The 11,616-nt window shown below is 64.3% G+C and carries 11 protein-coding genes; 3 read left to right on the top strand and 8 right to left on the bottom strand.

Features of this window, described 5'->3' with window-relative positions:
* Positions 1 to 128: 128 nt before the first annotated feature.
* From FXV83_RS11700 to cyoA, 7 genes are read right to left on the bottom strand one after another with little or no spacing between them, the layout of a single operon-like run.
* On the bottom strand, positions 129 to 662 hold the full coding sequence (locus tag FXV83_RS11700; RefSeq protein WP_148739331.1) for a response regulator transcription factor: 534 nt from the start codon (positions 660 to 662) through the stop codon (positions 129 to 131).
* Positions 652 to 2,043 (bottom strand): ATP-binding protein, encoded by a 1,392-nt coding sequence (locus FXV83_RS11695; protein ID WP_187435835.1) that lies wholly within the window; start codon positions 2,041 to 2,043, stop codon positions 652 to 654. The genes FXV83_RS11700 and FXV83_RS11695 overlap by 11 nt, the downstream gene beginning before the upstream one ends.
* Positions 2,015 to 2,875 (bottom strand): SURF1 family protein, encoded by an 861-nt coding sequence (locus FXV83_RS11690; RefSeq protein ID WP_148739330.1) that lies wholly within the window; start codon positions 2,873 to 2,875, stop codon positions 2,015 to 2,017. Before FXV83_RS11690 ends, FXV83_RS11695 begins: the two co-directional genes overlap by 29 nt.
* Positions 2,872 to 3,246 (bottom strand): cytochrome o ubiquinol oxidase subunit IV, encoded by a 375-nt coding sequence (cyoD, locus tag FXV83_RS11685; protein ID WP_148739329.1) that lies wholly within the window; start codon positions 3,244 to 3,246, stop codon positions 2,872 to 2,874. Before cyoD ends, FXV83_RS11690 begins: the two co-directional genes overlap by 4 nt.
* Complete coding sequence (gene cyoC / locus FXV83_RS11680; protein ID WP_148739328.1) at positions 3,243 to 3,872, bottom strand: cytochrome o ubiquinol oxidase subunit III; 630 nt, start codon at positions 3,870 to 3,872, stop codon at positions 3,243 to 3,245. Before cyoC ends, cyoD begins: the two co-directional genes overlap by 4 nt.
* A complete protein-coding gene (gene cyoB / locus FXV83_RS11675; RefSeq protein ID WP_148739327.1) occupies positions 3,873 to 5,870 on the bottom strand; it encodes a cytochrome o ubiquinol oxidase subunit I in 1,998 nt (665 codons plus the stop codon).
* 11 nt (positions 5,871 to 5,881) lie between these two features.
* Complete coding sequence (cyoA, locus tag FXV83_RS11670; RefSeq protein ID WP_148739326.1) at positions 5,882 to 7,042, bottom strand: ubiquinol oxidase subunit II; 1,161 nt, start codon at positions 7,040 to 7,042, stop codon at positions 5,882 to 5,884.
* A gap of 182 nt (positions 7,043 to 7,224) precedes the next feature.
* Between cyoA and FXV83_RS11665 the strand changes: the two genes are divergently transcribed.
* Positions 7,225 to 8,553, top strand: a complete 1,329-nt coding sequence (locus tag FXV83_RS11665) for an MFS transporter (protein ID WP_148739325.1) — start codon at positions 7,225 to 7,227, stop codon at positions 8,551 to 8,553.
* A gap of 135 nt (positions 8,554 to 8,688) precedes the next feature.
* Here FXV83_RS11665 and FXV83_RS11660 read toward each other — a convergent pair whose 3' ends face one another.
* Entirely contained in the window at positions 8,689 to 9,747 is a 1,059-nt protein-coding gene (locus FXV83_RS11660) for a polysaccharide deacetylase family protein (protein ID WP_148739324.1), read from the bottom strand.
* Between the two features lie 165 nt (positions 9,748 to 9,912).
* On the opposite strand from FXV83_RS11660, the gene FXV83_RS11655 reads away from it, so the two are divergent.
* Positions 9,913 to 11,307 carry an OmpA family protein gene (locus FXV83_RS11655; protein ID WP_148739323.1) on the top strand — a complete coding sequence of 465 codons (1,395 nt, stop codon included), beginning with the start codon at positions 9,913 to 9,915 and terminating at the stop codon, positions 11,305 to 11,307.
* Between the two features lie 2 nt (positions 11,308 to 11,309).
* Positions 11,310 to 11,606 (top strand): hypothetical protein, encoded by a 297-nt coding sequence (locus FXV83_RS11650; protein ID WP_187435834.1) that lies wholly within the window; start codon positions 11,310 to 11,312, stop codon positions 11,604 to 11,606.
* Positions 11,607 to 11,616 lie beyond the last annotated feature (10 nt).

Genomic DNA, 11,616 nt, shown 5'->3' with positions numbered 1-11,616 from the left:
CAGTAAGATTAGCCCTGCGGCTGCGCGAAGCGCAGTCCGCTGGCGTAACCCACCACTTCTGTTGACGCGAAAAGAAAAGAGGTGGGTTACGCTTCCGCTAACCCACCCTACGGTCGCGACGACACACGCTACTTCACCGGCCGCTTCTCGAGCTTCCTTGCCAATGTCCGCCGATGCATCCCGAGGCGCCGCGCCGCTTCCGAAATATTGAAATCGGTCTCGATCAGGGTCTGGTGGATGCGTTCCCATTCCAGCGTCTTGATCGAGGTCGGCCGCGCATCGAGGGCGACTTCGGTGTTGCCTTCGGCCTTGTTGAAGGCGGCCTCGATGTCGTCGGTATTGGAGGGCTTTGCCAGATAGTGGCAGGCCCCCAGCTTGATCGCTTCGACCGCGGTGGCGATGCTGGCAAAGCCGGTGAGCACCACGATCAGCATCTCCTCATCGTGGGTGTGCAGGAGCTCGACGCAGGCGAGGCCCGAGGCACCGCCGAGCTTGAGATCGACCACGGCGTAGCCGAAGGACCGCTCCGCCAGGACCATGCGCACTTCTTCGATCGATGCGGCCAGCACCACCTCGTAGCCGCGGCGCTCGAACGAGCGCTTGAGCGTGCGGGCGAAGCCGGAATCGTCCTCGACGACGATGAGCGAGCGGTCAGGCGTCAAAGCTGCCTCCGATCGCGAGCGTTGCGAGCGGCAACGTGAGGCGCACGGTGGCGCCGCGCTTCCGGTGGTTCTCGGCCGTGACGCTGCCGCCGAGCTTGCGCACCACATTCACCACCAGGAACAGGCCGAGCCCGCCGCCGGCGCGGCCTTTGCTGGAATGATAGGGCTTTCCGAGCTGCGCCAGCATCTCCGGCGCAAAGCCCGCGCCGCGGTCGCTGATCGAGAGCACGAGATTGTCGCCCTCGCGCTCGGCCACGAGCTCCACCCACTCACGCGAGACCTCGTAGGCATTGTCGAGCACGTTGAAGATCACCTGCTTCAGCGCCACGTCGGAGACGATCGCGACGTCCTCGCCGAAGGTGTTGACGAAATACAGCGTGCGTGCCGAGCGTGCGTTGCGCCATTCCTCGACCAGCGCTGTGACGAAGGCCGTCACCGTCGTCGGCGACGAGCCTTCGCCGCGCGCTTCGCCGGCCGAGACCAGAATGCCCGTGACGATCGACTTGCAGCGCTGCAGCGAGGTCTCCATCTCGGCGAGATCTTCGGCGAGTTCCTGATCGGCGGCAAGATTCGGCATGCGGCGCCAGTCGCCGAGGATGACCGAGAGTGACGCGAGCGGCGTGCCGAGCTCATGCGCCGCGCCGGACGCGAGCAGGCCCATGCGGACGATGTGATCCTGCTCGGCTGCATGCTGGCGCAGCGCCGCCAGATGCGCGTCGCGTTCGCGCAGGTTCCGATTGATGCGGGTGACGAACACGACCAGCAGCACGGCGTTGAGGACGAAGCCCAGCAGCATGCCGGCAACGGTGAGGCTGTAGGTTTCGCTGAGCGGATTGGGCGGCAGGTCGAGCGGCCGGTAGGCCAGCGTCAGCCAGACGAAGCTGGCGCAGGTCAGCGCGACCAGCGACCAGGTCGAACGGGCATCGAGCAGCACTGCACCTAACGTCACCTGAAGCAGGAACAGCGAGGTGAAGGGATTGGTGGCGCCGCCGCTGAGGTAGAGCTGCGCTGTCAGGGCCGCGACATCCAGCATCAGCGCGACCAGCAGCTCGTTGTTGGTAATCGCTGCGCGATGGCGCACCCAGACGAGGCTCGAGACGTTGAGCAGCACCAGCGCGCCGATCACCGCGCCCATCCGGGCGAGCGGCAGCGAAATGCCGAGCCAGAAATGCACGCCCCCGATGGTCACGATCTGGCCGACCACCGCGGTCCAGCGCAGCTGGATCAGCAGCGCCATGTTCTTGCGGTTGGTTTCGTCGTCGGTCGGAGCCGCGCCGATCAGCTCGCTGCGCGCGTCCGCCTGCGATTGCAGCGTGACGACAAGCTCGCCTCGCAAAGGCGACTTCCCGTCATCAGGTCGGCTCGACGATCGTTCCAGCATCGGATCCCGTCCTGCGGGCGGCGGAATCGCCGGCCGGTTCGTGGACGAAGCGCCTGCGGCGGAACAGCCCGCCGCCGAATGTGACGAAAAGTTTACCGGCCAGCATGAAAGCGAGGGCAAACCACGTCAGCGCGTAGATCAGGTGGTTATTGGGAAAGCGGACCACGGTCAATCCGCCGATGGGGCCGCCGCCGGATTGTGATCCGGCGTCGGCATCGATGAAGAAGGGGGCGACATCGTGCAGGTCGCGCGCCGCGGCGATTGCGGCGACGTCGCGCGAATACCAGCGGTCGTGGACAGGGTCGTTGGTTCTCAGGAAGCCGCCTTTCGGCTCGCTCATCCGGAGCAGGCCCGTGACTTTGACATGGTCTTTGACCTCGCCTTGGACCAGGCCTTGCCGATTGCCTTCCTGTCGCGCCGAGGCGTCGCGCCGCTCGGACGGAACGAAGCCGCGATTGATCAAGACCAGCGTGCCGTCGTCGCGCCGTAGCGGCGTCAGCACCCAATAGCCGGGGCCTTCCTCGGTAACGGCCTGGACCAGCGCCTCGCGGTCGTGCAAGAAGCGGCCGGTGACGGCGACGTGCCTGTATTCATCGCTTGCGGCGGTGACCGTCGGCCACGATGTCGGCGAGGGGATCGGCTGTGCGGCGGCATGGACGCGCTGCTCGACCCGGTCGATCAGCGCCAGCTTCCAGGCGCGGCGTTCGATCTGCCAGACGCCGAGGGCGATCAGCAGCGCAAAAGCCGCGAGCGAGAGGACCGTGAGCCACAAGGGGGGACGCACGGCCTTGCCGCGCGCGCCCCTTGCCTTGCATGTCACGGTCTCGCTCACTTCATCCCGGTCATCTGATGGATCGGCATCATGTTGCTGTTGAGGTGGCTCATCACCCACAGCGAACCGGACAGTGCGATCACGACCATGACAATGGTGAAGATCAGCGCCATCATGCTCCAGCCGTTCTCTGACTTGGTGTTCATGTGCAGGAAGTAGATCATGTGCACGACGATCTGCACGACTGCGAACGCCATGATGACGAGCGCGGTGATCTGCTTGCTCGGAAGTGCACCGCTCATCACCAGCCAGAACGGGATCGCGGTGAGCACCACCGAAAGCACGAAGCCGAGGAGATAGGTCGAGAGCGAGCCGTGCGAATTGTCGTCGTGATGATGGTCCGCGTGGGCGGCGTGGGTGTCGGTGTTCATCGCAGAACTCCCAGGAGATAGACGAAGGTGAAGACGCCGATCCAGACCACGTCGAGGAAATGCCAGAACATCGACAGGCACATCAGGCGACGGCGGTTGGCCTCGATCAGGCCAAACTTCCAGACCTGCACCATCAAGGTCACCAGCCAGATCAGGCCGCAGGACACGTGCAGGCCGTGGGTGCCGACCAGCGTGAAAAAGGCGGACAGGAAGGCGCTGCGCTGGGGCGTTGCGCCTTCATGGATCATGTGGGCGAACTCGGTGAGCTCGATGCCGATAAAGGCGAGGCCGAACAGGCCGGTGATGGCGAGCCACATCTGCGTCGCGCCGATGCGGTTCTGCGCCATCGTCAGCATGGCAAAGCCATAGGTGATCGACGATAGCAGCAGCATCGAGGTGTTCACCGCGACCAGTGACAAGTCGAACAGATCCTTCGGCGCGGGGCCGGCGGAATAGTTGCCACCGAGCACGCCAAAGGTGGCGAACAGGATCGCGAAGATGAGGCAGTCGCTCATCAGGTAGATCCAGAAGCCGAGCGAGGTGCTCCAGCCTTCCGGATGCGGATGTTCGTCGGCGAGGTAGAAGATCGGCTCGCCCGATTGGGTGGGATTGACAGCGATCGTCATTTACTTGGCTCCGGCGAGCAGTTTTGTGCGCGCGTCTTCGGTCCGGATGACCTCGTCGGCCGGGATGTCGAAGTCGCGTTGATAGTTGAAGGTGTGGCCGATTCCGACGGCGAGCAGCGCGATGAAGCTCGCAGCCGCAAGCCACCATATGTACCAGATCAGGCCGAATCCCATCGCGGTGGCGAAGCCGGCGAGGATGATGCCGGTGCTGGTGTTGCTCGGCATGTGGATCGGCTTGAAGCCGAGAAGCGGACGGACGTAGCCGCGCTTCTTCATGTCCCACCACGCGTCATTGTCGTGAACGACGGGGGTGAAGGCGAAGTTGTAGGCCGGGGGCGGCGAGGAGGTCGCCCATTCCAGCGTGCGCGCATCCCAGGGATCGCCGGTGACGTCCTTGAGCTGCTCGCGCTTGAGGAAGCTGACGGCGAACTGCATCAGCATCGAGAGGATGCCGAGGAAGACCAGGAAAGCGCCGATGCCGGCGACGATGAACCAGATCTGCAGGCCCGGATCGTCGAACACGCGCAGGCGCCGGGTCACGCCCATCAGGCCGAGCACATAGAGCGGCATGAAGGCGAGGTAGAAGCCGGTGACCCAGAACCAGAACGACAGCTTGCCCCAGAACGGGTCGAGCTTGAAGCCGAACGCCTTCGGGAACCAGTAGCCGATGCCGGCGAATGCGCCGAACACCACGCCGCCGATGATCACGTTGTGGAAGTGCGCGATCAGGAACAGGCTGTTGTGCAGCACGAAGTCGGCCGGCGGCACCGCGAGCAGCACGCCGGTCATGCCGCCGAGCACGAAGGTCAGCATGAAGGCGATCGTCCACATCATCGGCAGCTCGAAGCGAATCCGGCCGCGATACATCGTGAACAGCCAGTTGAACATCTTCGCGCCCGTCGGGATCGAGATGATCATCGTGGTGATGCCGAAGAACGAGTTGACGCTGGCACCCGACCCCATCGTGAAGAAATGGTGCAGCCAGACCAGGTACGACAGGATGGTGATGACCACTGTGGCGTAGACCATCGAGGTGTAGCCGAACAGCCGCTTGCCCGAAAAGGTCGAGGTCACCTCGGAGAAGATGCCGAAGGCGGGCAGAACCAGGATGTAGACCTCGGGATGGCCCCAGATCCAGATCAGGTTCACGTACATCATCGGGCTGCCGCCGAAATCGTTCGTGAAGAAGTTGGTGCCGACGTAGCGATCGAGCGAGAGCAGCGCGAGCACGACAGTCAGAACCGGGAAGGAGGCGACGATCAGGACGTTGGTGCAGAGCGAGGTCCAGGTGAAGACCGGCATCCGCATCATGGTCATGCCCGGCGCCCGCAGCTTGACGATGGTGCAGATCAGGTTGATGCCGGACAGCGTCGTGCCGACGCCCGCGACCTGCAGTCCCCATATGTAATAGTCGACGCCGACGTCCGGACTGTAGCCGATGTTCGACAGCGGCGGATAAGCCAGCCACCCGGTGCGGGCGAATTCGCCGATGAACAGCGAGGCCATCACCAGCACGGCGCCGCCGACCGTCATCCAGAAGCTGAAATTGTTCAGGAACGGGAACGACACGTCGCGCGCGCCGATCTGGAGCGGCACGACGAAGTTCATCAGGCCGGTGACCAGCGGCATCGCCACAAAGAAGATCATGATCACGCCGTGGGCGGTGAAGACCTGGTCGTAGTGATGGGCGTTGAGGTAGCCTTCGGAGCCGCCAAAGGCGAGTGCCTGCTGCAACCGCATCATCAGCGCGTCGGCGAAGCCGCGCAGCAGCATCACGATACCGAGGATCATGTACATGATGCCGATGCGCTTGTGGTCGACGCTGGTGAACCACTCGCGCCACAGGTAGCCCCAGACGCGGAAATAGGTGAGACCGGCGAACATGACGAGGCCGCCGGTCGCCACCACCGCGAAGGTGCCGACGACGATCGGCTCGTGCAGCGGCAGCGATTCGATGGTGAGCCGGCCAAAGATGAGCTTGAGAAGATCAGGAGACATGCGTGCTCTCTTTAGGAGTCTGACTTCGGACGTTGTCCGAGGAAGAAGGACGAAGACTTGAGCGGCGCGAAGGTCGGCCGCTTCAGGCCGGCGCCGAGCAGCGGCGCGGTGTCGAGCGGCGCCTTGATGGCCGCCGTCGTCTGGCCCTGCGGCGCCTCGGGCGTGCAGGTGCCGGCGACGAAGGTCGGCTCCGGCCCAAGCGTCGTGCCACGGCGGGCGTACTTGTCGTAGGCCAGCGGCAGGGTGTTGTTGAGGCCCTCATGACCGAGGCCGCCCTTGGCGTCGATCGCCATCATCTCGCTCTGGCACATCTTGCCGGTCTCGACACACATGTTGAGGATCAGGCGATAAAGATCGGAGTCGATGGTGCCGTAGCGCCGCACCGGCTCGTTCTGGCTCGGCTTTTCGAGCTGGAGATATTCCGCGCGGCCGAGCGAGCCGCCGGCCGATTTGGCGCCGGCGATCCAGCCGTCAAAGCCCTTGTCGTCGAGGGCGTGGAAGGCGAAGTGCATGCCGGAAAAGCCGGCACCGCTGTAGTTCGCCGAAAAACCCTTGTAGGTGCCGGAATGGTTCACGACGGCGTGGAGCTTGGTCTCCATGCCTGGCATCGCGTAGATCTGGCCGGCCAGCGCGGGGATGTAGAACGAGTTCATCACCGAGGATGCGGTGATGCGGAAGTTGATCGGGCGATTGACCGGCGCCGCAAGCTCATTGACGGTGGCGATGCCGTAGTCCGGATAGATGAAGAGCCACTTCCAATCGAGCGCGACGACGTCGACCTCGAGCGGCGACTTGGACTGATCCACGGCGCGCTCCGCGTTGATGCGGCCGAGCGTGCGGTAGGGGTCGAGCAGATGCGTGCCCATCCAGGTCAGCGCGCCCAGGCAGACGATGATCAGCAGCGGCGCCGACCAAATCACCAGCTCGAGCTTGGTCGAGTGATCCCAATCCGGCTCATAGCGCGCGGTCGTGTTGGTCTGGCGGTAGCGCCAGGCGAACAGCACCGTCAGCGCCATCACGGGGACGACGATAAGGAGCATCAGGACGGTGGAGATGACGACGAGGTCGCGCTGCTGGGCAGCGATATCGCCGGCTGGCGCCAGCACGATATAGTTGCAGCCGCTGAGTGCAACTGCCAAGGGTAGTAGCGCCAGGATCTTGAGACGAGACACGGGCTGAGCCTTATGAGAATGAGTTTCCTTTGCGGGACCAAGGGGTAGCTGCGACGCAGCAATCCGGACATTGGACAATTTGTCCAATGTTGCAGTGCGGAATGTTGCGCCAGACAGGTCCAGATTGCCCGGCGCCCGCCGGGCGGCCGGCATTGGTTTTCAGGACGTTAAGGGCGCGACGCATGGCGACGGCACGGACCCCCGCAATGGCAGACCTCCACTCGGGCGAGCATGGCCACGACCAGGCCAGTGCCGGAGAAATCGCCATCGGCGTCATCATCGGGCGCACCTCGGAATTCTTCGACTTCTTCGTCTTCGCGATCGCCTCGGTGATCGTGTTTCCGCGCCTGGTGTTCCCGTTCGCGAGCGAACTCACCGGCACGCTTTATTCCTTCACGATCTTCGCGCTGGCCTTCATGGCCCGGCCGATCGGTACCGTCATTTTCATGACGGTGGACCGCGAGTACGGCAAGACGGCCAAGCTGATCTCGGCGCTGTTCCTGCTCGGTACCGCCACCGTCGCGATCGCGTTCCTGCCCGGCTATCGCGACATCGGCAGCGCCGCGATCTGGCTGCTGGCGCTGGCACGCATCGCGCAGGGTTTGGCCTGGGGCGGTGCCTGGGACGGTCTGGCTTCGCTGCTGGCGCTGAATGCGCCGCCCTCGAAGCGTGGCTGGTACGCCATGGTGCCGCAGTTAGGGGCGCCGCTCGGGCTGATCGTGGCGAGCGCGCTGTTCGCGTATTTCGCCGGCAATCTTTCGGCCGACGATTTCTTTGACTGGGGCTGGCGCTATCCGTTCTTCGTTGCGTTTGCCATCAACGTCGTGGCGCTGTTCGCCCGCCTGCGCATGGTGACGACGGAGGAATATGCTTCGCTGTTCGAGACCCGCGAATTGCAGCCGTCGCGCATCTCCGACACCGTCGCCCGCGAAGGCCACAACATCATGCTGGGCGCGTTCGCGCCGCTGGCGAGCTTCGCGCTGTTCCACATGGTCACGGTGTTTCCGCTGTCCTGGGTGTTCCTGTTCACCCGCGAAAGCCCGGTGCGCTTCTTGATCATCGAGATCGTCGCCGCCGTGTTTGGGGTCGGCGCAATCGTGCTGTCCGGCGTGATTGCCGACCGCGTCGGCCGCAAGTCGCTGCTCATGGGATCGGCGATCGCGATCGCGGTCTATAGCGGATTCGCTCCGCAACTGCTCGACGCCGGTGCGTTCGGCGAGACCATCTACATGGTGATCGGCTTCATCCTGCTCGGCCTGTCCTTCGGCCAGTCCTCGGGCGCCATCGCGTCCAACTTCAAGCAGATGTACCGCTACACGGCGTCCGCGCTGACGTCAGACATGGCCTGGCTGTTCGGCGCCGGCTTTGCCCCGCTTGCCGCGCTGTTGCTCGCGACCAACCTCGGCGTCATTGCCTCCGGTGCCTATCTGCTCTCCGGCGCTTTTTGGACCCTGCTGGCGCTGTGGCTCAGCGGCCAGCGCGAGGCGGGCGATATGGACGCGGGCGGTTAACGTCAGCTGCGATGTCGTCCTGGCGAAAGCCAGGACCCATTTTCAGCCCGACTGCTTATCACAACCGATGGATTCCGCGGTAAGGGTCCCGGATCTACGCTTACGCTTGTCCGGGACGACAGCGGAGATTGAGGCCTACGCCGCCGCAAAGCGGCGAAAGCCGTTCCACATCGCGGTCGCTGCACCCGAGGTCAACACCGGCAGAATTCGCGTGTCCTGGTAATTGCCGTTGAGCGAGACGCGCGGCAGCGCGGTGATCTGGCCGGCGCTCTCGGCGAACAGCATGCCAGGCCGCGTCGTTACCGCAGTCTTGAAGCCGGCCGCCGCCGCCAGTGCGAATTCGCGATTCCCCGCCGCCTCGCGGTCGCCATAGGGATAGGCGAAGTGCAGTACCGGCGCCTGCAGCGCGTGCTCGATTCGCAGCTTGCTCACCGCCATCTCCTGCGCTGCAAACTCCTCGCTCTGCCTGGCGAGGTTGCAATGGCTGATGCTGTGCGCGCCGATCGTGACCAGCGGATCGGCGGCGAGCCGCTTCACCTCGTCCCAGGACAGGCAGAGGCTGCGGCACAGCGCAGCGACGTCGACGCCGTATCTGGCGCAGAGCGCTTCGATCTCGCGCTTGAGATCATGCTCGCCCGGCAACGCGCGCAGCCAGTCGTGCAGGCGGTCGAACGCCGCCTGCTTTGCCGCAGGCGACGTCGCATCGAGCCGCAGCGCGGAATTGCCGATCTGCACGTCGACCTGATCGGTGTTGGCGATCACGGCTTCCAGCGCCGTCCACCACAGCCGTCCCGTGCCTTCGGCGAAATCGCTGGCGACATAGACAGCCAAGGGCGCGTCAAAATCGCGCAGCACCGGCAGAGCAAATTCGAGATTGTCGCGATAACCGTCGTCGAGGGTGAAGGCGGCGAAGCGGCGGTCGAAGTTGCCCTGCACCAGCCGCTCATGCAGCTCGTCCATGCTGACGATGTCGATGTCGCGCGAGCGCAGATGGCTCAGGGTCGCGCGCAGGAAATCGGGGGTGACTTCGAGATGCCGGTTCGGCTGAAACGCGGCCTCGCGGGCCGGCCGCACATGGTGCAGCATGAAAATGGCGCCGACGCCCGCCAAAAGCGGGCGCAAAAGGTGGTGCGCCCCGCTGAAATAGAGTGCTCCCAGCCCGGCGCGGATAACGTTGTTACGCAGTTGTTTCATGACCCGGCGGCCGACCCCTGGCATTCCGCCTGCAACTTACGGTCACACCCTTGAAGAAAAAGTTATTCCAATTGTCCACGCAGGGTCTTCGGAAGGGCACCATTTCCGGTTTGACAGCCTGCCAAGGGTTTGTTTTGTCTCCGGTTCCAGAGTTCGGGTCGTCGAATGCAAAAGCTTTTCAGGTGGGCCAGCAAATGGTGGCCAGGGTTGATCCCCCTTGCCGTCATGTGGGGATTTGCGGCTTGGAATAACACCTTGCCGGTGGAGGCCGACCTGTCGGCCCGCAGTTCCGCCGCGCTCAAGGACACCGTTCTGGACAAGACTCGGATCGCGGTCGACGGCCGCGACGTCGGCCTGGCCGCGGATGCCTTCTCCGAAGAGGGTCGCCGCGACGCCGTGATGGCGGTCGAGATCGTGCCCGGCGTGCGCCTGGTCGATGACCGCACCCGCCTTGTTCCTGAGGCAAAACCCTTCGTCTGGAACGCGGAGCGGGACGTCGTGCGGGTGACGCTGTCGGGCTCCGCGCCCTTGCCGTCGATGAAAGGCCGGCTGACAGAGGCGGCCCGCAAGGAGGTCGGCGGGGTCGAGGTGGCCGATCAGATGGGCCTGGCGCGCGGCGCACCACCGCGTTTCGAGGCCGCCGCGATGCTGTTGCTCGACCAGATCGGCAAGCTGAAGGACGGCAAGATCACGATCTCGGACACCAAGGTCAATCTGGCGGGCATGGCCCGCGAACTCGGCGGCCGCGAGGCGATTGCAGCCGCGCTGAAGAACCTGCCCGAGGGTTTTTCGATCGCCGCCAACGACATCAAGGCGCCGCCCTACATCTTCCAGGCCTACAAGGACCCGGTTGCCGCGACGGTGACGCTGACCGGCTACGTGCCCGACAACAACGTCCACTCTGCGCTGGCGACCAGCGCGTCGCGGAAGTTCTTCAACGAAAAAATCGTCGACAATCTCAAGGCCAGCATCGGCGCCCCCAGCTCCTTCAACACGGTCGTGCTCGCCGCGCTTGGCGCGCTGTCGCGGCTGTCGACCGGCACGCTGGTCGTTTCCGATCGCGAGGTGAAGCTATCGGGCGATGCGCTGTACGAAGGCGCTGCCAACGACATTCGCGCCGGCCTCGGCAAGGACTTTCCGAAAACCTGGCAATACAAGCCGGAGATCACGGTGAAGCCTGCGGCGGGGCCGGTCGATGGCACCGTCTGCCAGCAGCTGTTTTCGGACCTTCTGGGCAAAGGCAAGATACGCTTCGCAGCGAAACGCGCCGACATCGATCCGGATTCCGCCGGCATCCTCGATCATCTGATCGAGACGGCACTGCGCTGTCCGACCACAAACATCGAGGTTGCCGGACACACCGATACCGATGGCGAGGACGCCTTCAACCGGGCGCTTTCCGAGAAGCGCGCGCAGGCGGTGATCGATTATCTGGTCAAGGCCGGCCTGCCCGCCAACCGCTTCACCGCGGTCGGCTATGGCAGCACGCAGCCCGTCGCCGGCAACGAGACCGACGACGGCAAGGCCCAGAACCGCCGCATCGAATTTCTGGTGAGGTGACGATGCCCTATCTCGTTTCGTTCCATCTGGGTTGGTTGATCGGATCCCTGCTGCTGGGGTTTGCGATGGGCTGGATTTCGGTGGTCCAGCGCGGCAACGGCACTTCGAAAGTGACTGCGCGCTGGCTTGCCGCGCTCGCCGCCGCGCTGGTCGCGGCCTCGTTCGCTCATGTGGTCCCCGGCCGCTTCGGCTACTGGCTCGACCTCGGGCTGATCATGTTCGCCTGCTATCTCGTCGGCTGCACCATCGGCGCATGGCTGCGCGACCGGGTGGTTGCGCGCAGCATGCCGGCGGTCTGAAGCTTCGGCC

This window comes from Bradyrhizobium hipponense (assembly GCF_008123965.1).
GTDB lineage: Bacteria > Pseudomonadota > Alphaproteobacteria > Rhizobiales > Xanthobacteraceae > Bradyrhizobium > Bradyrhizobium hipponense.
This window is presented reverse-complemented; position numbering and strand designations above follow the sequence as displayed.